Origin of the sequence: Microcoleus vaginatus PCC 9802 (genome assembly GCA_022701275.1) — a bacterium.
In the GTDB taxonomy this organism is placed as follows: Bacteria; Cyanobacteriota; Cyanobacteriia; order Cyanobacteriales; family Microcoleaceae; genus Microcoleus; species Microcoleus vaginatus_A.
Genome location: CP031740.1, coordinates 5,052,313 through 5,076,468, shown reverse-complemented (window position 1 = coordinate 5,076,468; position 24,156 = coordinate 5,052,313). Strand labels below are relative to the sequence as shown.

Genomic DNA, 24,156 nt, shown 5'->3' with positions numbered 1-24,156 from the left:
CGGAAAAAATATTACTGCTGTTTTCATGATTGTTTTAGGGACAGGAATAATTAAAATCGTGAAAAGGTTAGTGAGTATTTTTTTGGCGATCGCCCTACTGCAAGGAGTGTTTATGGCGGTTCAATCTCAAGAAATAATTGACCCGATCGACCGGGTTGTGAATGCAGGGTTGATGAATAAAAATGCCAGTGGCAATTTTCATGCTCAGGGTCTTGTCAGTCGCGCTGATTTGGCGGTGATTTTAGTAAAAACTTTTGGTTTGGAACGGCGGAAAACCGCTCAGAAACCGGATAGGGAATTGCCGGACGTACCGAAGAGTTACTGGGCTTACAGTGCGATTCAAACTGTTTTGAAAACGGGAACAATGAGTGGATATCGCGACGGAATGTTTTTCCCAAATCAAAGGGTGACTCGCGCTGAAGCTTTAGCGATTTTTGCTCAAGCTTACGGGGTTTTTCAGTTTCCCGATTCCAGCATTTCCGAAATTTTAGCTAAGTATCCAGATGCAGGTGAAATTCCTAATTGGGCTAGAAAGTCTCTAGCTACTGCACTTTATGAAGGGTTTGTTAATGTTGATCTCGCAACTAATAAGATTAATCCTTTGAAGCCGATGAGTCGTGGGGATATCGCTTACGCTTTGAGCAAGTATTTGGAGCGCCAAGTAAGGCCAACTTCTTTGCCTGTCCCGGACGAGGAGCCTCCTAATCGCGGCATGGGGCGTTAAATATCTTTGAGTTGTAAGTGTTGAGTTGTGAGTTAAAAAGTCGATCGCCCACCATGCAAAATCCCGGAGATTGGGTGACTGTAAAAGCAGCCATCAAACCCCCAGGATTTAAAGTTTTCCTCTTAAACGAGGCTCAAATTATCCCTAGTAAGCTTTAACTCAATCAGCAGTAGCCAATTCGGTACTGGCACCACCGCGCTTCCGAGTCAGGGTATTGAAAAGCATCTGACCAACTGCTTTAATCAAATTGCCTTCTAATTCCATGAACATCTTCATGTTCATGCCAAAAGCTGCATTAGCTTCGTCAACAATTCGCTCTGCGGTGGCTTCGTCAATCGGCAGTTCATTCATTGCCTGACGGTAGTTAGCCTTGAATTCTTTTTCATCAGGAATATCCTGGAATTCATAGAAAGCAGTGCCTTCTCCCTCGGAAAGATTCATCCCCCTCTGGGCAATTCCCTTCAGGATTTGTCCGCCGGATAAATCGCCAAGGTAGCGAGTGTAAGAATGAGCTACTAACAGTTCCGGTGCAGTTGCCGAAATCTCGCGAATCCGCTGGACGTAGGCTTTAGCTGCGGCTGACGGAGCTACTTGTTCGCGCCAATTCGCACCGTAGTAGTAAAATAAATCTTGCTCTAAGCTTTGTTTCCGATTCAACTCAGAAAAGTAAATTTTTGAAACAACCGGATGCTGCTTTTGGTGTTCCATTTCCTCTTCCATTGCCGAGTAGACAAAGTAGAGGTTTCCTACTAACTTCCGGTAAGAAGTTTTTTCTACAACGCCTTTTAAAAAACACTTGACAAAACCGACGTTTTCTGCCATTGTGTGGGACTTTTTGGTTCCCTCACGCAATTTGGTCGCTAAATTGATGCTCATGCTATATTGTCCAACCTTCTATTTTTGTGGTAGCTGATGGATGCGCCAAAAATCTAAAATTTACCTAAGCATTTACCTTAGATCGATTTGATGAGAGATTGTATTAATTTTTATAACAAAACCTACCGGCCTCAAACGGCAGAAAGCCTTGTGCCTCGGAAGGCACAAGGGTTCAAACTGCTGCAAAAGTTTAGTCCTTAGTCGCTCGTCCTCGACTGTTAGCTAATGGCTAATTTAGATGTCCAAGTCGAGGAGGTTGAGTTTGGGGCCGTAGGTTTCGATGAATTCGCGGCGGGGGGCGACTCGATCGCCCATTAAGATCGTAAAGATGCGATCTGCCTCAGCAGCGTCTTCAATCTCCACCCGTTTCAGCGTCCGAGTTTCTGGGTTCATCGTTGTATCCCACAACTGTGTCGGCATCATTTCACCCAAACCTTTGAACCGCTGGATGGTGTAATTAGCATTCGCCGGAAATTCATTGCGGATGAGATTGTTCATTTCGCGATCACTGTAACAGTAATAATGATTCCGTCCCCGTTCCACTTTATAGAGAGGAGGACAAGCAATATAGATGTAACCTTGGTCTACAAGTGCGCGCTGATAGCGGTAGAAGAAAGTCAACAACAGCGTGCGGATGTGAGCACCATCTACGTCAGCGTCAGTCATAATTACGATGTGGTGATACCGCAATTGACCCGGATCGAATTCTTCGCCTTTGATGCCCAAACCCAGTGCTGTAATTAACGATTGAATTTCGTTATTTTTGTAGATTTTGGCATCGTCTGTTTTCTCAATATTGAGAATTTTACCCCGCAAAGGCAGGATTGCTTGGAATTGGCGATCGCGCCCTTGTTTGGCAGATCCGCCTGCAGAATCCCCTTCCACCAGGTAGATCTCAGACAGGGCGGGGTCTCTGGAGCTACAGTCCGCTAATTTTCCCGGCAAAGGAGACGATTCTAAGACTGATTTTCGGCGCACTAAATCGCGGGCACGGCGGGCGGCTTCAGCGGCCTTAAATGCCTGAATTGCTTTTTCCAAAATAGCGTCAGCTACTTGGGGGCGAAACTCTAAATATTCTGTCAATACTTCGCCTACTAAGGAATCGACAATTCCCCGAACTTCTGTATTTCCTAGCTTAGTTTTAGTTTGGCCTTCAAATTCCGGGTCTGGGACTTTGACCGAAATCACTGCTGTCAAACCTTCGCGAACGTTTTCGCCGGCGAGGTTGGGCTCGTTTTCTTTGATTTTGTTGCGCTTGCGGGCGATCGAATTCATCGTCCGCGTCAAAACAGCCTTCAAACCTTCTAAGTGCGTGCCTCCGTCGATCGTCCGAATGTTGTTAGCAAAACCGAGAACGTTGTCACTAAAAGCATCGACGCACCACTGCAAAGCCACTTCTATCTGCACATTGTTGCGTTCTCCTTGCACGTAGATCACTTCTTCGTGCAGAGGCTGCTTTTCGCGGTTCATGTAGGCGATATATTCCTTGATTCCACCCTCGTAACAGTAGGTTTCGATGCGAGGTTCGCTACTTTTGAGCAATTCCAAACGGTGGTCGCTAAAGGTAATTCTCACGCCGGCATTCAAGTAACCCAATTCTCGCAAGCGCCCCGCGAGTATAGTGTAATCAAATTCAATGCCAGTGCTAAATATTTGAGTATCTGGCAAGAAAGAAACTGAAGTGCCGGTGCGAGTGCCTTTGTTGGGCTTGGCATTAAGTTCAGTAACTGGAAAGCCTCTTTCGTAGCGCTGCAAATGTTCTTTTTGGTCGCGCCAAACTGTCACTTCTACCCACTCGGACAGCGCGTTAACAACAGAAATACCTACACCGTGCAATCCTCCAGAAACCTTGTAGCCACCACCGCCAAATTTACCGCCGGCGTGGAGTACAGTCATTACTGTTTCTATTCCCGATTTGCCAGTCTTGGCAACGATGCCGGTCGGAATACCCCGGCCGTCGTCTGTCACGGTAACGGAACCGTCGGCGTTGATGTCAATCTCGATGTGAGTGCAGTGGCCAGCCAGCGCCTCATCGATGGAATTGTCCACAACCTCGTAAACTAGATGGTGGAGTCCTCGCGGGCCGGTGGTACCGATGTACATCCCCGGTCGTTTACGGACTGCTTCGAGACCTTCGAGAACTTGAATCTGGTCGGCGCTGTAGCTGCTGGTCATACAAAAATAGCTCCAATAATGAGGCCTAAAGCCCCGAAAGCTTCTAAAATGGGAAAACTCCTAAAATTATAGCACAAAACCGTTAAAGGCGATGCTAGGGCTTTCTGAAGGGAAATTTATTAGGGGGAGGGAGGGGAATAGTTTTGAGATTACTTAGCGACTGCCCAGCCCGATCGCGGTGAATCAGTGGATGGAGAGAGAAGAAAGCATGGAGAGGAGAGGATTTGAGAGTTTTTAGAGGGAAATGTGCGACAGCTTATGCCTAGATTAATTACGATTTGCGGGGCGACGGCGACGGGGAAGTCTGGAGTGGCTTTGGCTTTGGCTTCGCGACTGCAATCCTCGATCCTGAGTGCGGACTCCCGTCAAGTGTACCGCGAATTTGACATCGGAACCGCAAAACCGACGGCGGTCGATCGCACTTGTGTACCGCATCACTTAATTGACATTTGCGATCCGACAGAAACTCTGACACTAGCAGAGTACCAGCAGCAAGCTCAAAAATTAATTGCTGATGTCGATTTTCCCCTGTCTCCTCCTCTGTTGTTGGTGGGAGGGACAGGCTTATATATTAAATCGATCGTGCGCGGTTTGAAAATTCCGAGGGTAGCGCCGATGCCCGAATTGCGATCGCAACTTGCAGAACTCGGACAATCTCAATGTTACGCGATGTTGCAGCAAGTCGATCGCTCTGCCGCTGAGAAAATTCACCTCAATGACCCAGTAAGAACTTTAAGAGCACTGGAAGTATTTTATGTCACGGGTCGCTCTATTTCCGAACAGCAGGGCGAAAATCCTCCCAATTATCCTATTTTACAAATAGGGTTGGATTGCCAGATCGATGTTTTGGTCGATCGGATCAAACAGCGCACCGAACAAATGCTAGAACGCGGTTGGATTGCTGAAGTAGAATATTTGTGTAAAAAATACGGCTGCGACTTGCCACTGTTGAACACGCTGGGATATCAGGAAATGAAACAATATTTGGCTGGCGAGATTAAGCTTGAAGAAGCCAAAGAATTAACAATTTTGCACACGCGGCAATTTGCGAAGAGACAGCGCACCTGGTTTCGAGCGTATCCTGAAATTGAATGGTTTGATGTTAGCGCACCAGATTTATTGGAGCGAGTTTGGCAGAGAGTGCAGCAATTTGTCAAAGAAGATTTTGCCTATCGCACATAATCCTGTTAATAAGTTCGTAGTGAGGACGACCATGATCTAAGAAAGCTGTGAGATCATATTGAACCTTTCAGCGATAAGTAGCCGGAAATAAAACTTCTATTTGAGGAGAGGCGAGCACCGGATCAGAATGAGCCAATCTCACCAATACTCTGCGGACTGTCTCATTTCTTAACCAATCTTGCAGGAATTCGCGCAATTGAAGCTCAGCAGGTAGCAATGTTTGATAAATAGATCGTTCAGAAGATGTCTCTAACAGCCGATGAAAAACTGATTCGTAGGCTTGTGCTTCTGTGGGAATAGATGCCCAGTTAATGGGTGATATTACCAGCAGCGAAACATCATCAGCTTTGTAATCTAGTTGCTTATTAATCAGAGCTACAGCCTTATTGACCAAGTAACCTCCAAATGTAAAATAGCGGATACCTTTAGATGAACGAATATAGGGAATTTGGTCAATCCGACAAATCCTTCGCAGGTTATCTCTCGCTTTTTCTAAACTTTCGTGTAGGCTCCGGGTTAAAACCTCACTCGGCAATTCCTCATTGTGGATGATTTGCCAGACACGATCGCAAACAAAAGCATCTGTGCTAATTCCTCTACCCCCATAGGTAAAATCAATGGCACTACCTTTTTCAGATGATGGTTGAACAAGGATACCTGCCATCGAAGCCTTGCGTACCCGCCAAATTTTACCTGCAAAACGTACCAGCATTCCTGGTCTAACTCTGAGTAAGTTCTCAGCAGGAACTTCACCTAAAACTTTAGATTTGTAACATAATTCTATAGTTTGAGACCCCGAACCAAAGTTTCCGTAGATTATTCTATAATCGACAAGCTTGTACAGGTTTGCACCGGCACCATATTGATTTTTGAAACCGTGACGCTGAAGATAACTATTATTGGCTAATTCACCAAGTATTGTTTCGATAGATGAGCGATCTAGATACTCTCGGTGATCGCATAGCTTGCACAATTCTGCAATTCTAGTGAAGCGACCACCATCCGATGCAATGACGCTGAGACACTGTTGCCCAATCGCTCCAAATAATTCATAGGGAGAGCGAATGGGTAACTCACCTTTTTTCGCTGCATCGACAAGAGCAATAAAACGCAACGACTCAAAGATTATATGATCGGAATTATCCGGTACTAGGCAGATAACATTTGTTTTATTGGCGCGTCGATTACTGCGACCAATTCGCTGTAGGAATGATTCAACCCCGCTGGGTAATCCCCAAAGAATCACAGCATCAATATCACCGATGTCAATACCAAGTTCTAATGTACTGGTAGCAATACATATCGCAGTTCTTGCAGCAGTAAATTTTTCCTCAGTTTCCACTCTAACTTCTGGCGAGAGAGATGAGTAATGAGTAAAAATGAGGGAAGTTAACCTTTTTTCATGCTGCAAACTTCCTGCTAACCGTTCACATTCTCGGCGAGAATTAGTAAAGATCAATAGTTTAGTCTGTCTCCCTGCTGTCAACTTGCAAATGAGCTTCAGAAAGCTGGCTTCATCAGCAATATGCCGCACATGGGCATCAATAGAACGATGAGCAGGAAATTGAAGGAATTCAGCACTAGCTGCTGATCCAAACAAGAAATCGCGCACATCTGAAAGTCTCCCCACTGTTGCAGATAAGGCAGCCCATTGCAACTCTTGTCCTAAGCTTTGTTGGAGTCTTTGAAGTAGGACAGATAGTTGCAATCCTCTCTGCGTGTTGTAGAGAAGATGCACCTCGTCAATAACTACAGCGCAAACTGTTTGTAAAGTTGCATCTTTGCGGAAAAGTAGCACTTCCAGCGATTCTGGCGTTGTTAGTAGAACATGGGGTGTTTGCCCAGATACTAAATCATCGCGATCGCCATGACGTATGCCAACACGAAGTCCCAATTTATCCAATGGCGGATACAGCCGCTTGCCTAAATCGTTCACCAGTGCCTTCGTAGGGGCAATATAAATCAGAATCAAGGCTTCAGTTGTGACAGCTTTTCGCCAATAACGACTTAGCAACGGAGCCAAAACAGCCTCAGTTTTCCCAGAACCCGTACCAGAAGAGAGGACAATATTTTGACCCTTTACTAGCAGTTCAATAGCAGCTTCTTGTACCGGACGCAAAGTTGTAAAACTTCCATAAAATGCTGAAGCAACACGGCGCTCTAACAATTCAATGCTACTCATTCTATTTCCTCAAGCTGTCGGTCTAAAAACTTCACAACTTCTTTAATCGTTTGACGAGTACGGTCTTGAACTGCAATAGAGCCATTTTTTTTGACAACCGCACTCAGACCTAGTTCAATAGCCGATGAATTAGTATCCCATCCATAAGCAATTCCATGAAACTCCTTAATCTTTATGGTTAACTCTTGTAACTGACTGATCTCTAGGGGACTCATTTCAAAGGTAGAAAGCCTATCCAATTGAGCATAGTCATAATCCCACCGACCCTTACTAATCAGACGCTTCCTGCACTTGCTGACAAATTCTGGTGTCACAGCAAAAAAACTCATGCCCTGAAATTGCTGACCTGCAAAAAACTGGAATAGATTTTGAAATGCCATTTCTTGATGGGCTATATTTGTAATGTTAGATAAAACATCCTCAAATTCATCGAAAAGTATGATAATCCCCCTCATTCCCGAAGCACAAGCAAGGGTATGAATATCTCTAATTGCTGCCCAAGACTGAGCGTAACCTTGAGATTTAAAGTCAAACAAAAGTGCCTTTGTTGTATAGTTTTGCCACTTAATTGTGCGAGTTAATTCTAGTTCTTTTCGGTAGCACATCCGGCTTTTATGTATCAACTCTTGATAAAGATCCTGTGTCTTATAATTACTTTTTTGAAACAGCAAATCCTCTACTAAATATTTATTGACTCTTCCGCTCATCCAAGCGCGCAAGGCAATAAAAGTAGCTGGAGATTCAAGGGATTGAGAAAAATCCCATTGCCCGTTATTCGTTATTTTTTGCCATTGCTTACCTGCTGTTCCTTTACTCTCACGTGCTTGTTCGCAAACCCAGTCGAAGAAAGCGCGGACACCTCTATCTTCAGAGTTGTTTGGAATTTCTAAACCACGCCAGACTGCACCCAACATCTGATCCATGCGATTGAAACGGACAGCAGATTTAGCATCCAGTGTTACGGAACTAACAGCAAAATTTGCTTTTAAAGCGGTTTCACGGATAAATCGCAACAAGTGACTTTTGCCAGAACCGTAGTTAGCTTTTAGCAATAGCGCATCGGTTTTTCCTTGTTGAAGCCTAGCGGTCAGCTCCGTAATCTCTGACAGTCTACCTACTGTGAAGTAGCGTACATGACCATCAGGGGGAATTCCAAGACGAAGAGATTCAATGACTCGCTGCACTTCTACATTCACCGATTATTCCTCCCTAAGATGATCCATTACGTCGTCGTATATAGTTTCCGCTGACCTGGTTTCTCCTTCAAGATGGTCATCAAAATGTGTAATCAAAGCTGTTACTAGGACGCGCCAAAAGCGAACACCACTGAGGGCCGGATGAATTTCATAAAGTTCTTTTACAAAAAATTCAACTTTTACTTCAGAAGGTAATTCTCGTGTCGCTTCTGGATAAGCAGTTGCATAAATACTCAGGATTTTCTTAGCCGCACTCTGATAGTCTGATAGCTCTGTTACTACCTGATCAAAATTCCAGATAGTATCTAATGCTCTCGGTTGACGTTGTTGCTCTGGCTTGCCGATTCGTCCTTCTAAAGCTCCATAGGTTATGATTCCGTGTTTGGGGTCTGTGAAAAAGTCAGGTGTGGTTGCATAGATGAGAAACAGACCCTTCAGGGCTTCAATATTATTGATCAGAGATAACAAATTGTTGTGAGCATCCCGTAGAGAGGATTTACGCATAATAGAGTAAGCCTGTTCAGCCTCATCAAACAGGATGAGTAATCCTTTGTAGCCGGAAAGTCTCACAAATCCAGCAAGGGATTGTAGCATTAGTTTCGCATTGTCTTTATTAACAATTTTGTTAACTTCAAATCGCTTCCGGTACATGGCCACGCTACCTTCTCCACTGAACCATTGGAGAATTTCAGCTCTATTTTGTTCTTGAAGAGCTAGATCGGGGGATTCAGGCAGAAAAGTTTCCCAGTATTTTTGAATCATCTTTTTAAAATCAATATCAATGCTCCTATCGAGAATCAGAGCTTCTCTAGCTTTAACGTAATCCTCGTAGGAAACTTCGTTACTAACTTTACAATTGCCTGTAGATAAATAAGCTAAAGATTCTTTTAAAACTTGCCCAAAGGGTGCTGCTTCGTTTTCAGTTAAGTAAGATCTCGTTGAAATATTCCGCAAAATAGAATAAAAAACGCTCTCAAACTTATTTAAAGCTGCTGCTTTATCCAACTGTACATTAGAGACTAGGCAGTTATTTTGAAAGGCGACTTCCCGAAGCAACCTAAAGAAATGGGTTTTTCCGGCTCCCCACGAACCGCTGATAAAACGGATGATTCCCTTTTCTTCTATACCGCTTAAATGAAATTTTTTAATCCCTGCGATTAATTTTTCATTTCCTACCGAATATAAATCAACACCACGCTGGGGTGGAGTACCTTTGCGAAGTGACTCAACAACCTGAGTAGCAATGCGCTGAGCCATAATTACACCTTTTTAAAGAACATGAAACCGATATAGCGTTTTTGCTCTATGTGAAGAAGCATTCCTTGATTAGTTTCTTTCGTCTGTTGTAATTCCAGACGGCAGCCATCAATCTCTATTGGCCCTTGCTCAACCAGCCGTGAAAGGTCGATGAGGAATTCATCTGTACGAAATCCACTTTCGTTCTTTCCGAGACGTTGCGTGATATTGCGAATAGGAATGGTTGAGCCATCTGATAGTTTATCTTTCTTTAGTATTGCCAAATATTGGGATAGGAGCTTTTTAAGAAACTTTTTGCCATCAAAAGTTCGCCCAAAAATCCTCTTGTGTTCTCGTTGTACAACCTCAACTATAGCTCCTATGTCAGCAGGGAATTCAACCATTTTTGATGATTCATAGTTAGACAAGCTTGCTGTTTTTTTTTTGTCATCTATATCAAGCTGAAAGAATCCTTTCTCAAACTTGTAGCGGGGATGACGACTGTCTTGATCTAACTGTAAGCTAGTCGCCTGACAAGCTTTTTCTAAATAGGCTGGAAACCGATGTGGCTTAAGCTCTTCAGCCCGCTCTTTGGCTACCCGATAAATATCATCCAGTAGGGAAACTTCAGGGGACTGATCAACCCTAATCCTATCTATAAGGGGCTTGTGCTTATCTAATAAATCCAGGCAGTGCAGCGGCCACTGTTTATGAAGGAATAGGTTAAGGTCCTCCCATACCTTGCGAAAGTCTTTCATTTCTTCCAAATCTGCTTGGAGTTTTTTTTCTCTTTGGGTGGTGGAGGCTGCTTGCTCTCTGGCTTGCTCTAAAAAATTTTCAGGGAAAGGATTGATTTCAACCATAGGTAAATTTTACAAAATAGACGTGCAATATGCTGTATTATATAACTTGAGGTTAACTTTGACTAGGCAAAATCTCTCTAATTCTTTGCCGAAACAAACGCACTGCCGCACGCTGTCCGACTGTTCGGCTTTGTTCGATGAAACCGGGAATTTCTGCAATCGGTAAAAAAGGAAAAGCTAAACTGCGATCGCACATTTCATATTTCCCATCTACAAGGTGATAAACTTGCAGAGATTCCCGCCGATACCTCCAAAGTTCGGGAACACCAAGAGCAGCATATATGGAATCTTTATTAACTGAAGAATTCGTGTAATCCGACTCTATTGCTAAATCAGGCGGCAAATCCTCTGGGAGGTTGATATCTCTTTTACCTCTGACGCTGGCTTCATTTTGAATGTAGAAACAAGTATCAGGTTCGACAGCACGAGTTAAATCTTCCCGTTCCAGAGTCAGAGAACCAGCTTTCATCACTTCGATTTCTAGCTCGTCTGCTGTAGCTTCAATAAAGCTTTCTATCAGTCCTTTCGGAACTTCATGTTCTAGATGTGGCATCCTGATTTCTAATACTCCTCCATCGTAAGCAATTCTCCAAGCTCTATCGTCCCCAACATCTGCCAGCAATGCTTTAAAAGTTGACCAACTGACACCTTTTAAAATAACTCGGTTTTCTGGGGTAGTTTGCTGCTCTACGGGAGTTGATGTTGTTGTTACCATTTAACAATTCCTTGGTAGCTTCATCAATTTTTATTGTAGTCGATCGACTGCAAATTTAAGGTAAAATTTACAAACATAGTGCAGGTATCGCGTAGGGACACGGCACTGCCGTGTCCTGTATTTCATTTTCCTAGAGCGAACAAAAAAGTTTTTTTTTATTAACCGCAGAGAACGCAGAGGGCGCCGAGAAAGAGAAAAGAGAGAAATTAATAATTTGAGGAACAAGCCGACAAGCCGGTTCCTCAAATTACATCTCGCGTACTTAATTAACTGTACAAACTCGCCACGTATTCGCCGTAACCGTTATAGGGCAAAGTCGGGCGAGTTTCCCACGACCAACTGTTACCGGGGCCGACTATCCGTTCGCTGGCTTGCGACCATCTGGGGTGCGGTTTGTCGGGTTCCACATTTGCTTCAAAGGCGTATTCGTTGGGGCCGATTGTATTCCAAAAAGTGGCGGGCTGTTGTTCGACAAATTCAATTTTTACGATCGACTTAGCCCCCTTAAAACCGTATTTCCAAGGAATCACTTGCCGCAGCGGCGCACCATTTTGCTTAGGTAGTTTTCTGCCATACAAGCCTGTGGCAAAAAATGCTAAATCGTTAGCCATTTCCTCGACCCGCAGACCTTCGGTATAAGGCCAAGGATAAAATTGCGACATCAAACCGGGGCCGGGAGTTATCTTGCGATCGTAAAATGAGGTGAAGCGAACGAATTTAGCCTTTGATTGCGGTTCGACATCAGCCATCAGTAATTTCATGGGAAACCCGACCCAAGGAACTACCATCGCCCAGGCTTCTACGCAGCGAAATCGATAAACTCGTTCTTCGATAGGAAATTTTTTGTAGAGGTCGTCAATATCATAAGTGCGGGGATTTTTTACTAAACCGCCTACTTCTACTTTCCAGTTTTCTGTTGGCAAAGCTTGAGCGGCTTGCCAAATAGATTTTGTGCCGCCGTATTCGTAAAAATTGTTGTATTTTGTAGCTAAGGCTTCGTCGGTAATCGCTCGATCGACTTTCGCAAAGGCGGGATTCCGGCTCAATTCCGAATATGCTTGGGTTGAGCTTTGATCGAGAGCAGTTTTTGAGCTAGTATTGCTTTGGCAGCCGGTCAGCGGCAGCAGCGAAGCAGTCACGCCGGCGCCAATTAAATTTGTCATGAAGCGGCGGCGGTTGAGAAATGCTGTTTCTGGGGTAATTTGGGGTTCCAGAATTTCCCAAGGTTTGGGAACGCGAATTAACGGCATAAGTAATAGTTAAAAGTTAGTAGTTAGTTTGGCAAAAGTTGCCGAAGTTTTAATCTGTTAGTCGATTTGAGATTTGAGATTGGAGGTTTGAGATTGACTCCATAGAACAAACAATCGCGGATATTTGGCAATGCCTCGCGATTGCTTTGGCAATGCTTGCGATCGCACTGAAAGTATTCGCAATGACAGTATAACGTAATTCTGTAACAGCAAATCCCGCCGAGCACTCGATCGCGCGAGCAATCGATCGACCTATTAAACCTCGCTCGCAGGAAAGTCAGCAATTATTTACGCGCGATCGACCGAAGCAATTGTGGCGAAAATCTGGGAAACAATTATGATCAAGCAAAGATTCCAATTATTTAATTTGTCCACAGGAAGCGGCACGCACCGCCCCGCTTTCCTCCCCCACCAGCAATAATGTCGGACGGGGGTCTCCAGCGGCAAGACAAATGAGTTACTGCACCAATCCCCATTGCCAGAATCCCCAAAATCTCGATCGCGCGACAGAATGCAAAAGTTGCGAGTCGAACTTGCTGCTAAAAGGCCGCTACCGAGTCTTTCACACCCTCGGTCAAAGTCTCACTTGCCGCACCTTCTTAGCAGTCGATGAAGACCAACCTTCGCAACCCCGCTGCGTCATTCAACAGTTCTGCGCGCCCGCGGCAGTCGCCGACGGTCGCACACAGCAAAACCGGACATTTCGCGGCTCGGCCTCAGTTCTCGACGAGTTGGGGAAACATCCGCAAATACCGAAACTGCTGGCATCTTTTGAACTCGAAGGTTGCCAGTATTTAGTGGAAGAATACATCGAAGGCCGCAATTTAGCCGATCGGCTTTCAGAAAAAGGTGTTGTTAAAGAAATTCAAATTTGGTATCTGCTGAGCGAATTGTTGCCAGTCCTGCAATTTGTTCACGAAAATCAACTGATTCACGGAGATATCAAACCGTCGAATATTATTCACCGCAAAACTCCCCAAGTCTCCCCAGCTTTGGCAGGGAAAGAGGATCTACATCTCCTGTCCCAGGAAAGTGCCTCTGGGCTAGTTTTAGTCGATTTCGGCGCGGCTATTCCGGCAAACAGCGGGCCACTGAAAACAGAAACGGTGACAGGTTCTGCGGAATACGCGGCCCCGGAACAAATTAAAGGTCAAGCGATTAAGAGCAGCGACATCTACAGTTTGGGCGTCACTTGCATTCACTTGTTAACGGGAATGTCGCCCTTTGATTTGTTTGACATCAAAGCCGAAAGTTGGGCCTGGAGGCATTATTTGAAAGTACCAGTTTCGGGGCGACTCGGCCGCATCCTGGATAAAATGGTGCAGCGAGAACCATCAAAACGCTATCGCTCGACCGAGGCAATTCTCACAGACATGAAATACGGCCCGGCACCCGTAGACGTGATTCTCAGCAAACCCAAGTGGACTTTAGCCATGTGGGGAGCAAGTACGGTTGCCCTGCTGTCCGTACTGCTGGGTATTCGCTTGCCATCTCCAGCACCGCAGGCTTTCACTTCTTCTGAGCCTGTTTCTACCATTCCCGAAATTCGGTTCAATCCGCCCCCGATGCAGGATTTCAACGGTGAGGCATCGCACTCCCGGCCCGCAGTGCGGACTCTGGCGGATCAAGACAAAAACCCGGTTTGGGCGGTAGCAGTTGCTCCCAACGGCCGCGTGATAGTCAGCGGGAATAACGACGGCACAATTCATCTGCTACACAAGCGTCGTGGCAAGCTACTCAAGGTTTTAGCTGGACATTTGGGGCCTGTGTGGTCGGTGGCCGTCAGTCCCGACGGCAGGACGATCGCCAGCGGCAGCGCTGACGGTACGATTAAATTGTGGAATTTCTATTCTGGCAAGTTAATTCAGACTTTGGACGGACACACAGATGGCGTGTTCTCGGTCGTTTTCAGTCCAGACGGCGAAGCCATCGCCAGCGTTGGTAAGGATAATACTTTGAAGCTGTGGCAAGTGGAAGGCGGTGCCGAGTTGGAAACTCTCAAAGGAGTTTTTGACCAGGTGCAGTCGGTGGCTTTCAGTCCCTATAAAGACACTCTCTTTACGGGCAATGGCGACGGTACTATCAAGCTGTGGAATTGGAAGACTGGGGAATTCCAAGCGACTCTCATGGGTCATGTAGATGCTGTTTCGGCTCTTACTGTCAGCCCTGACGGTAAAATTTTGGGCAGTGGGGGCTGGGACAATACGGTGAGGGTTTGGGATATCACCAAGGAACACGGGCCCGCACCCTCGGGTGAAGTGATTTTTAACGGTCATGCCGATCGAATTCAGTCTCTAGCTTTCAGTCCAGACGGAGACAAGCTCGCTAGCGCCGATTTGAGCGGGACTATCAAGCTCTGGCACATGAGTTCGGGTGAAATCGCCGGCACGCTGAAGGGTCATTCTACTTGGGTGGAATTGGCTTTTAATCCTCAAGACAAAACTCTGATCAGTGGCAGTTTTGACGACACGATTAAAGTATGGCGGCTGTCTCCTTGATTTGTTTGATTGTCCGCCCCATCAAATTTGAAGAATCCCCAGCCAAATCAAAGATTTTGGTTGAGGATTCTTAAACTCGGCGATTGAAAGAGACTGTTGGCGATTTCGCCGGGGGTGTTACCCCCCACCTCGGGAACGCAGCATTTGCGTTCGCTCTTGGTAATTAACAGCTATATGGTCAATTAGACATTTACTCCAGATCTACCATTTTTAGGGATAAGTGGTGAAACCCCTGGTTGATTAACCAACAGTCTCTTGACATTGCTGCTATACAAACGAAGTCCACTGCAAGCTGACTGAAGTATATCTTTAGGCAATGCCGCCGTTAACGCGGATATTTTGTCCAGTAATCCAGCGGGCTTGTTCGCTGTACAAAAAAGCCGTCACATCGGCAATATCTTCAACTTTTCCAAGTCTTCCCAAAGCAGCCATTTGAGTAAATCTTTGTATTTGTTCAGCGGTTTTGCCAACAGTGAAGAGTTCTGTATCTGTTGGGCCCGGAGAAATGACATTGACTGTAATTTGGCGATGGCCAATTCCTTAGCCAGCAGCGATCGAGTTAGCTGTTCTACCGCACCTTTTGTCGCCACGTAAGCCCCGTAAGCGGGCATCATTATCGGCGTTGTCGAACTGGAAAAATTAACAATTCTTCCTCCCTCCGCCATGCGTTTAGCAGCTTCTTGACCAGCAAAAAACCTGCCTTTGACGTTAATTGCAAACAGATTATCAAACTCTGCTTCGGTAACTTCCCCTACAGGTTTGTAAAGAATTACTCCTGCATTATTGACTAAAATATCGACTTGTGAATAGGTTTCCAGAGTGCGATCGAACAAATCGCGAATTTCTTCGGTTTTGCTGACATCGGCTTGCGCGGCTCATGCTTTGCCGCCTGCTGCTTCAATCGCTGACACAACATCTTTGGCCTGTTCTGCGCCTCTGGCGTAGTTGATGACCACTGATGCGCCTTCTTGGGATAATCGCAGGGCGATCGCGCGTCCAATTCCTCGCGATGCACCAGTCACAATTGCCACTTTTCCTGCTAGTGATGGCATGAGATATCCTCTGCAATTAGCGTTGATGCTGGTTCAAAATAATCATACTATTTTTTTCCGCATTCTGGTACAGAAACAAATTTAAGATCTAAAATAGTCAGAATATTCCTAGAAATCGCGGTTGCTAACTAACAGTTGTGGTAAAGTAGTGTCGGCTGTTAAAGTAAAATCTATGACCGTAAATTCCGAGTTAGCAGAGCAGTATTTGTCAACGGGCGAGAGCCTCCAGAAATCAGGAAAACTTGAGGATGCGATCGCTTACTATCAAAAATTACTAGCCATTCAAGCGGATAGTGCGATCGCACTCAACAAGATAGCTGAAATTTATTATACGCAACAGAAATATGTAGAGGCGATCGCCTCATGTTACCAAGCACTTCGCCAGCAACCGAATTTCCCCGCCGCCTACAAAACTCTAGGCAATATCCTGCAAGCCCAAGGCAAAATAGGCGCGGCCATTCGCGCCTACTCCAAGGCGATAGAATTTGATCCTAATTTTGTCGAAGCCTATGTTAACTTGGGCAGTATGTTTTACAAACAAGGCCAGCTCGATGAGGCCATAACTTACTATCAAAAATCTATTGCTCTTCAACCAGATTTAGCCGTCGCTTATTGGAATTTAGGCAAAAGTTTGGAAGAGGAAGGGCGAATTAATGAAGGTTTATTTTATCAAAAAAAAGCTCTAAATTTACAGCCGGAGTTAGAAGCTAGAAGCAATTCAGTAAACAATAACACTTACTGAAGAGGAATGTTATAGTCAAAATAATTCAATCATTAACGATGCAAGCTGGAGCAACATGGATATTAACCATAATCCGCTCGAATTCCTAACGGCTAAAGTACAAAAAAGTGTTGCCGAGATCCAAAACTTAGGCAACCAAATCGATGCAAAATTTGAGGAAAGTGCAACTATATTAACGGGGTGGGTACAATCAGCGCCAAGTTCAATGGTTAGTGCCGGGGCGATCGCCACTCAAGAAGCTTTTAAAATAGCACATAACATCCGTTTTGAGAACCTGCCAACAAATCTGCAATCCAAATTTGCTAGGGCAGGGGTGCGTGACGGAATGCGAAATGTTCAAGAAGCAGCAAAAGTATTTGAATCCATACCCGCCCAAATTCGTGCACAAGGCCCAGAAGCAATTCGCAACTTCTGTCAAGATAAAGATTGGAGTCACATCCAAGCACACGTCAATGGAGGCGGAAGCGAAGCTGCTAACGGGATTTTTGAATATTTTTGGGTGAATCGTGCTCGTGGTGGTGCAGACATGACTGCCGCAGAATTAGCAGTCGCTAAGCAAGTTTTAGCGGATGCAGCGTTTAAAGCAGCAGTTGCTGAAATTGTTGGGGCTGCAATGAAAGGGGCGATCGCCGCAGCAGTAATTGAGTTAATATTTTCTATCTTAGAAAACTCGCTATTGTGCGTTGAAGGGAAAATTACCCAGTCAGAGTTAGTGGAACAAGTCGCCACCGCCACCGCCAAAGCTGGCATTGCTGGCGGTGTTATTACTGGCATTCTGTTAACACTGTGCATGATATTTCCCCCCATTGCTGCGCTTTTAGGTGCCGCAGCGATGCCCTTGGCGGTTGCAGGTATTGGTTTTATGGGAATTCGCGCCTGGGAAATCTTTTGTCATGGCGATCGGGTATTTGGTATTACTCAACAAACACAAAAATTTCTGGGGCTGACTGAAGAAGTGCAGTAGGGGCTTAGGCCCAACCGTGTCCTACGTCTAATTAGATACCTGACTTCTTGAAGAAGTCGGGTATCTCGGTATTCTAAATGATTGGGAAACATAAATAGTATGGATTCAGTAGAAAAAACTCAAGATCAGCAGCATCCGCAATACAAGCGCGATCGAGCCAGTGTCAATACTTTATTAGCCTCCGAAGCAAACGACTACAATTTATCAGAATTAGCAAGATTAATAATTCGCTACCGAGGCTTTCCCGGCGCTAGAGATATCCAAGCAGACTTAAAAAAAGTCCTGCAAAAATGGCATTATACCGAAGAAAGTCTTTACGAACAAACCCGTAAAATTCACGCCAAAGGTGAGGTTTATAGAAAGCAAAAAAGCGATCAAGAAGATTGGCTTTAAGACACTCAAAAATCAACATTTATAGGAACCGCGAACCGCCTTGGCGGTTAAGACAATAGTCGGGAACGTTTTGGCGTTGCACAGTTGTGGTATGCTGAGCGCTAACAGTCAAAGAAAATTCAGCTATGATGTGTCCTGAATGTCAATCTAGTAATCTTAAGAAAAATGGTCAGAAAAGAGGTAAACAAAATTATCTTTGTAAAAACTGTCGCCGCCAGTTTATTGATAGCTACTCGCCCCTAGGCTATCCCGATTCTGTCAAAAAATATTGCCTGCATCTTTACCTTGAAGGGAATGGTTTTCGTCGGATAGAAAGACTAACTGGTGTTAGTCATAACACTGTTATTAATTGGGTTAAATTGGCTGGGTTAAGTTTGTCTGAACAGCCAAATTATGACGAGATTCCCGCAGTGGCACAAATAGATGAATTGCAAACATTTGTGGGCAATAAAAAAAACAAAATTTGGCGAGCGACGGCAGTGAATAAAGGGTTTGCGGGAATTTTAGCCGGGACTATAGGTGACAGATCCGCAGAAACATTTAAGCCCTTATGGAAAATTATTAAAGGGTGGAAATGTTTTTTTTATGCTACGGATGGTTACGTGGTTTATCCCCAGTTTATTGACGAGAGTGACCACATTGTTAGTAAAACTTATATGACCCGCGTTGAAGGAGAAAATACAAGACTTAGGCATTATTTATCACACATAGAAAAACTTTTTGTTACTCTAAGTCTCTCTTGATTTGGGCCATATCAATTCGATTAGTCATTTATTAGTTAAAGTATAAAACTCTGCCTATTATAGCAACCGCCAAGGCGGTTAAGCCCTATACTGGAAGAATCCCTTAATCTTGCTCCGGCTGTGCCGGAGCGAAACCCATGCCCAAACCCTACAGTTACGACCTCCGTCAAAAAGTGATCCAAGCAATCAAGCTTGATGGCTTCAGGGGGCGACAAGTGCCCCCAAACTATTACAGGCAAAACTTTTCGCCCGATCGACCCGTCACAAAAATTTCTGCTTATTGACAAAATAATCTATCGAGGGAAAAGAATACCCAGTTGTGATAAAAAAGAAGGGTCCTGCTAATACCACAAGACCCAAACAATAATATGTTGCCCTTATTCTATCATGAGATTCTCGAAAAATATCTGACTCGTGCACAATTACTTACCCTTCAAATGCTAGTGTGGTTGTTACAGTCTCAAAAACAAGTTAGAATAGAACGATTAGCTGCCACCCTCCAATTACCCATATTACAAAGTAGTCGCCGGCGTCACATACAACGATTTTTACAGATTAAAGCACTCAGCATACTGGTGCTGTGGTTCCCGATAGTGAAACAGGTGATATCCTGTCAGCTCAAAGCTGGGAGTAAATTAATCATTGCATTGGATAGAACCCAATGGAAAGAGTATAATGTTTTAATGGTAAGTGCGATTTATCAAAAAAGAGCTTTCCCGATATTCTGGACACTGTTAGATAACAAGGGGCTTCTAATTTAGCTGAACAGCAGCAAGTATTACGTCCGGTAATTTGGCTGTTAAAAAAATATAAATTAGTGATTATTGGCGACCGTGAGTTTCATAGTATAGAGTTAGCACTTCGGGTTACACAGTCAGCATCTTAGCTTTGTGCTTCGCCAAAAAGGTAATACGAGTTTTCGAGAAAAAAGACAGCCATTTCAAGCACTAAATACTATTCCATTTCAACCCGGTAGTCATCTCTTCTATCCTCAGATTAATTTAACTCAAACCAAAGGTTTCTCTCGCTTTAACTTAGTAGCTGCCTGGAAAAGAAAATATAAAGGTAAGCAAGAAGATGAACCTTAGTATCTATTAACTAATCTCCCAGATTTGAAAAATGCGATTAAAAATTACGGTCAACGTTATGGCATAGAAGCAATGTTTAAAGACTGCAAAACCGGAGGATATAACGAAAGAAGGTTGCCAAGCATCACCGGATAGATTAATTGCTTTAATGATTGTAATAGCTTTGGCGATGACTTCGGCATGGTTACAAGGAAAAAGAACTCGGCTTCAGAGACAAGAAAAATATGTGTGTCGTCCCCAAGAGACAGGTAGAACAAGAAGAAGACATAGCAATTTTTGGATAGGTTTATATGGCGAAAATTGGCTAATTGCCTTTGAGTATTGCCAGGAGTGGGTAGAGTCTATGATAGGTTTGGTTCGCAATAAGAAATCATTTTATCAGAGGGGATTGAGAGCCATAAAGCTTATCCAGCAACCGCTTTAGGATCGTTGTCGCCCCCTCAACCCACCTGGTTTGGGTTTGTCTGACCCTCATCCAAATAAAACCCTGTCTTCTTGGGTGGATGATATGCGAGAGTTTCTTGGGATCCAAAATCTCGATAATGTTCTCGCCGTTGGTTTCTCTCAAGGGGCAGCGTTCGCCTTTGCTTTAGCAGCGCAGGGAGGAGTAAAAGCTCTCGCCATTGTATCGGGGCAAGATGAACTTATACCAAATCCGGGTTAGTTACCCCCGTTATGATGGCGATTGAGGGCCAGGGGCGCCCGCTTGCCCTCTATGTGTTTATGGCAAGCGGGCGCTCGAATGCTCTGCGGGGACTCGAATGCTCTGCGGACGATCGGCTCATGAAAATTGATAGCAAAAATAACTACAATAGTCTTCATGAGTTAATAGTTCAAACAAAAAGATGACCAGAATAGCACATCTGGAACCTTACTTGAGCGCCGCAGAACTCAAGGAGCGTTACCGTTCGGCAACCAACCCGATCGAAGCGCGTCGCTGGCACTTACTCTGGTTAATTGCGCTCTCAAAAACCATTAAAGAAGCAGCCGCAGTCCTTGGGATTAATTATGATTATGCGCGAGCAATAGTTAAAAGCTATAACCAGCAAGGAGAGACAGCGATTCATCTCAAAAAGCAACCTCCAAAGAAACGCCCCACCCATGCCTTGCTCAACACTCTTCAATTAGAAGAACTGCGTTTAAGTTTAGCAGGAGAATCGGACGATCGAGGTCTGTGGACTAGACCAAAGGTCGCATTATGGATTGCCAAAAAAATCGGGAGAGAACAAGTCGGCAAACAAAGGGGTTGGGAATACTTAAAAAAGTGCGGTTACTCACCTCAAAGACCTCGACCTCGACATAAGAACGGGGATAAAATTGAGCAAGAAGCATTTAAAAAAAACTGTCAAACCGAGTGACGGAACTACAAAAAGAGTTTCCTTCACAGCAAATAGAGGTCTGGTCCTTCGATGAACATAGAGTAGGACTCAAACCAATTCTCCGTAAAGTATGGGCCCCAATTGGAGAAAGACCATCGGCCGTTGTTTGTCATCGCTATGAATGGGTGTATCTTTACGGATTTGTGGGGTGCATCCCACTTTTGCAAATACATCAAGCGGAAAGTTGACCATTGAGATAAGCACAGCGCAGAGAAAGGATAGAGGAAACACTCTCGATATTCCACTGCGCTCCCGATAGTTTCACTCTTAGTCCAATTCGTTTAATCGTGGATTCCACTGTTCCAGAACCGATAGAAGTTAAAGATTATTCTTTATAGTATCGGTAGTTAACTATTCGGTTGCGATGGAAGTCTAAATAATTGCAAAAGGTTTTAAATCCTTTTCTTTTCAACTATTTAAATAAATTGATAACTTCATTAACTTGACCGGACCATAACAGAGTTTCGGCTTGTTGTAATCGTTTCAATGAACTCCCTGCTTTGTACAAATTTTCTGTCAGATGATACCAATCTAAGATTTCTTGTCTTGGTTCAGTCACTCCAATTTCTTGAAATAAGTTCCAAATTTCGGGATGACCATCCCCTATACAATACATAAGATGTAGCAGTTTTTGGCTATTACTCCAATCAATTAAGTCTTGATTATTTTGAAAGAAGGCTCCGCAATAAACATTATCTAAACACAGGGTTTTATAATCTTTCCAATAACATGGCTCACCCTTGTTTCCATTGCGTAGTCTGACTTTACCTCCATCTAAGGTAATTTCCTGTACTCCTTGTTTAGATGTAGGTCCTTCAAATTCTTGGTTCTTTACTAATCTGTGTAATGTACTATGAGACACTGGGATTCCTGTGAATGTTTCTAAATCTTTTTCTCCTTTTTGATAAGACTCATTATTTCTAATTATCAGAGCACACTTTTCCATCATGGGACTGAGTTGACTATAAGGTTTTAACCCGAAATATTCCGCCTGATTATTTGTAATCCTGAGCGACCCAACTACAGATTTTACTGTTCGCGTTCTTCCTGTTTTAATTCCTGATGCTGTTGAAAAAAAAAGCTACCTAATTCTGGTCCCACTTCTGATAATATTTTTTGACGCAGAGATTTTTCGATACTTTCAAAATTGGACAGTTCGGTTGAATCTGTATTTCTGTAAAGAATGGATGCTACCTCTTTTAAGTGTGCTTTTAGGCGCTTTTGGTCTTCGGGTGTCATTTTTTTTCACAGTTTTACTAGCTTTTTTATTTTCGCCCTTTTTTCAGAGATTTGCAATAGTGAGATGCACCCGATTTGTGAATCCTCCCACCGGGAAAACCGAATGGTTTATCCCAAGCCGAGAGTCAACTGTGAATGGCTGAGCCTAGTATTAGAAAAGTTTGCCTTACAAACCGGAGCCGGACTAAGTAAGTCGGTGGGGAAATTTACAAGTAGGTAACAAAATATTAAGTAGGGCGCTCAGAGCTAAATTTAAGGCGTTTTGTAGCGTAGTTTCCTTTTTTTCCTCTAGCTTCTACCCCATTAATTACGGCATAAGCCAGCTCTAATTCATCCTCAAACATTTGTCCTGCTAGCTCATCTTTTTTGAGATGTTGCCACTCCAATTCTATGGGATTCATTTCTGAGCAATATTTCGGTAAAAATAAGATATATAAACCCTCGCTTTCCCATTTCGACCATAATTGTTGGACTTCATGACATCGATGTATGGGACCATTATCCTGTACTATTACTCTAATTCGCTTGCTCTGAGACGCTGACTGGGCTTCTGACTCCATCATTTTGATATAAGCTTTTCGATCAACACCCCCAATTACCAAACCGTAAACAAAGCTGATTTCATGTTGAAAAAGCCCTACAATACTTAATCTACGACCACGCCTCTTGGTTTGTTCGAGCCGTTTTTGCTCACCTCGTTTGTAATAAGTGTAACTAGGTTCGCTTGGGAGCTCAAAACCCTGATTCATCCAAATATTTTAAGTCAATTTCTCCCGCAGCAGCCCCCCATTCCAACATATCTAGGTCTGAAGAGTTTGATTTGGCGTACTGCAACTTCTTGTTTTCCTTTATGACTTTTTCTGGCTCGTTTCCAAATAAACCCTTTTTTTTTAGTATTCGTCTTAATCGGTCGGGACTTAATTTGATAGAACGCTCTTTTTCTAATTTCTGAGCTAATTGAACACTGTTGTATGTACGTGGTTCATTTTTGAGACATTCTGTTAAAAACTCTATGTCTTCTTCTTTCCACTTGGGTTTTCCCCCTCGACCTGCTAATTCCCTGCATCCCTTCCATACCTAGCTTCTGCCATTTATGTAAAACCTCTCTCACTGTTTGTGAAGTCCAATTAAAATGAGCAGCTATTTTTTCAACGTACCAGCCATGTGCATTTAATCTAATTACTTCTGCTCGATCTTTTACTTTTTGTGGTACATCCGCAGTTCTCAGTTCTAATAGGGTTTTGTCTTGCTTTTGAGTAAGAAATACTCTTAATCTAGCGCCCATATATTGAGTTACCTTAGTAGATGTATTCTCTGTGTTTACTTATTTTAACATAGTTAGGTTTTTTCGCGCCGACGTACTTATCCAAAATAATCTTATTAGTCATGGACAGAGCTGGTTGGCATATAAGCGAGCGACTGGTTATTCCATCAGGAATTTGTGTAGAATATTTGCCAGCCTACTCTCCAGAACTTCAACCAGCAGAAAGGCTGTGGTCTGTGACTGATGAACCTAAGCGTCAATAAAAGTTTCGACAAGATACAAGACTTGGAATCAGTTCTCGAAGAACGCCGTCAAATTTTATCGACAACTATGACGCAACCCATCAAAAATCTGACCAATTATTACTGGTGGCCACAAAACAGCTCGCCTTCTGA

Annotated in this window: 15 protein-coding genes and 7 pseudogenes; 11 read left to right on the top strand and 11 right to left on the bottom strand. The window is 43.9% G+C overall.

Going from position 1 to position 24,156, the window contains the following annotated elements; genetic code table 11:
- Positions 1–25: 25 nt before the first annotated feature.
- The gene (locus D0A34_20735) at positions 26–724 is read left to right on the top strand and encodes an S-layer homology domain-containing protein (GenBank protein UNU20961.1); all 699 of its coding nucleotides are present in this window, start codon (positions 26–28) and stop codon (positions 722–724) included.
- Between the two features lie 159 nt (positions 725–883).
- Here D0A34_20735 and D0A34_20730 read toward each other — a convergent pair whose 3' ends face one another.
- Positions 884–1,600 (bottom strand): heme oxygenase (biliverdin-producing), encoded by a 717-nt coding sequence (locus D0A34_20730; protein UNU20960.1) that lies wholly within the window; start codon positions 1,598–1,600, stop codon positions 884–886.
- A 234-nt stretch (positions 1,601–1,834) separates the two neighbouring features.
- Positions 1,835–3,775 carry a DNA topoisomerase (ATP-hydrolyzing) subunit B gene (gene gyrB, locus D0A34_20725; GenBank protein ID UNU20959.1) on the bottom strand — a complete coding sequence of 647 codons (1,941 nt, stop codon included), beginning with the start codon at positions 3,773–3,775 and terminating at the stop codon, positions 1,835–1,837.
- Between the two features lie 258 nt (positions 3,776–4,033).
- On the opposite strand from gyrB, the gene miaA reads away from it, so the two are divergent.
- The gene (miaA, locus tag D0A34_20720; GenBank protein ID UNU20958.1) at positions 4,034–4,957 is read left to right on the top strand and encodes a tRNA (adenosine(37)-N6)-dimethylallyltransferase MiaA; all 924 of its coding nucleotides are present in this window, start codon (positions 4,034–4,036) and stop codon (positions 4,955–4,957) included.
- 67 nt (positions 4,958–5,024) lie between these two features.
- On the opposite strand, the gene D0A34_20715 is transcribed toward miaA, so the two are convergent.
- From D0A34_20715 to msrP, 6 genes are all read right to left on the bottom strand, one after another.
- Positions 5,025–7,139 carry an Lhr-like helicase gene (locus tag D0A34_20715; GenBank protein UNU20957.1) on the bottom strand — a complete coding sequence of 705 codons (2,115 nt, stop codon included), beginning with the start codon at positions 7,137–7,139 and terminating at the stop codon, positions 5,025–5,027.
- Positions 7,136–8,335 carry a hypothetical protein gene (locus tag D0A34_20710; GenBank protein ID UNU20956.1) on the bottom strand — a complete coding sequence of 400 codons (1,200 nt, stop codon included), beginning with the start codon at positions 8,333–8,335 and terminating at the stop codon, positions 7,136–7,138. Before D0A34_20710 ends, D0A34_20715 begins: the two co-directional genes overlap by 4 nt.
- Positions 8,336–8,338: 3 nt before the next feature.
- Positions 8,339–9,592 (bottom strand): hypothetical protein, encoded by a 1,254-nt coding sequence (locus D0A34_20705; protein UNU20955.1) that lies wholly within the window; start codon positions 9,590–9,592, stop codon positions 8,339–8,341.
- Positions 9,593–9,594: 2 nt separating this feature from the next.
- Complete coding sequence (locus D0A34_20700; GenBank protein ID UNU20954.1) at positions 9,595–10,434, bottom strand: hypothetical protein; 840 nt, start codon at positions 10,432–10,434, stop codon at positions 9,595–9,597.
- 52 nt (positions 10,435–10,486) lie between these two features.
- On the bottom strand, positions 10,487–11,149 hold the full coding sequence (locus tag D0A34_20695; GenBank protein ID UNU20953.1) for a Uma2 family endonuclease: 663 nt from the start codon (positions 11,147–11,149) through the stop codon (positions 10,487–10,489).
- 266 nt (positions 11,150–11,415) lie between these two features.
- Positions 11,416–12,399: a protein-methionine-sulfoxide reductase catalytic subunit MsrP gene (gene msrP / locus D0A34_20690; protein UNU20952.1), complete on the bottom strand. Its 984-nt coding sequence runs from the start codon at positions 12,397–12,399 to the stop codon at positions 11,416–11,418.
- Between the two features lie 337 nt (positions 12,400–12,736).
- Here msrP and D0A34_20685 point away from each other — a divergent pair.
- Positions 12,737–14,897, top strand: a pseudogene (locus D0A34_20685) (serine/threonine protein kinase).
- 309 nt (positions 14,898–15,206) lie between these two features.
- On the opposite strand, the pseudogene D0A34_20680 reads toward D0A34_20685, so the two are convergent.
- Positions 15,207–15,949: pseudogene (locus D0A34_20680) on the bottom strand (SDR family oxidoreductase).
- 172 nt (positions 15,950–16,121) lie between these two features.
- Between D0A34_20680 and D0A34_20675 the strand changes: the two are divergent.
- The 7 genes and pseudogenes from D0A34_20675 to D0A34_20645 all read left to right on the top strand — a co-directional run bounded on the left by D0A34_20675 (position 16,122) and on the right by D0A34_20645 (position 21,237).
- The gene (locus tag D0A34_20675; protein ID UNU20951.1) at positions 16,122–16,691 is read left to right on the top strand and encodes a tetratricopeptide repeat protein; all 570 of its coding nucleotides are present in this window, start codon (positions 16,122–16,124) and stop codon (positions 16,689–16,691) included.
- Positions 16,692–16,746: 55 nt separating this feature from the next.
- A complete protein-coding gene (locus D0A34_20670; GenBank protein UNU20950.1) occupies positions 16,747–17,655 on the top strand; it encodes a hypothetical protein in 909 nt (302 codons plus the stop codon).
- Between the two features lie 99 nt (positions 17,656–17,754).
- Positions 17,755–18,048 (top strand): DUF3288 family protein, encoded by a 294-nt coding sequence (locus D0A34_20665; GenBank protein UNU20949.1) that lies wholly within the window; start codon positions 17,755–17,757, stop codon positions 18,046–18,048.
- A gap of 125 nt (positions 18,049–18,173) precedes the next feature.
- A pseudogene (locus tag D0A34_20660) lies at positions 18,174–18,826 on the top strand (IS1 family transposase).
- A 333-nt stretch (positions 18,827–19,159) separates the two neighbouring features.
- Positions 19,160–20,303 (top strand): annotated as a pseudogene (locus D0A34_20655) (IS4 family transposase).
- 30 nt (positions 20,304–20,333) lie between these two features.
- Positions 20,334–20,525 (top strand): annotated as a pseudogene (locus D0A34_20650) (alpha/beta hydrolase).
- 199 nt (positions 20,526–20,724) lie between these two features.
- Positions 20,725–21,237, top strand: coding sequence for a helix-turn-helix domain-containing protein (locus tag D0A34_20645; GenBank protein ID UNU20948.1), 513 nt, complete (start codon positions 20,725–20,727; stop codon positions 21,235–21,237).
- 193 nt (positions 21,238–21,430) lie between these two features.
- Here the strand turns inward: D0A34_20645 and D0A34_20640 are convergent.
- Together D0A34_20640 and D0A34_20635 are read right to left on the bottom strand one after the other, a co-directional pair.
- A pseudogene (locus tag D0A34_20640) lies at positions 21,431–22,497 on the bottom strand (ISKra4 family transposase).
- Positions 22,498–22,724: 227 nt separating this feature from the next.
- Positions 22,725–23,782, bottom strand: a pseudogene (locus D0A34_20635) (IS630 family transposase).
- 101 nt (positions 23,783–23,883) lie between these two features.
- Here D0A34_20635 and D0A34_20630 point away from each other — a divergent pair.
- Positions 23,884–24,024: a hypothetical protein gene (locus D0A34_20630; protein UNU20947.1), complete on the top strand. Its 141-nt coding sequence runs from the start codon at positions 23,884–23,886 to the stop codon at positions 24,022–24,024.
- The last annotated feature ends 132 nt before the right edge of the window (positions 24,025–24,156 follow it).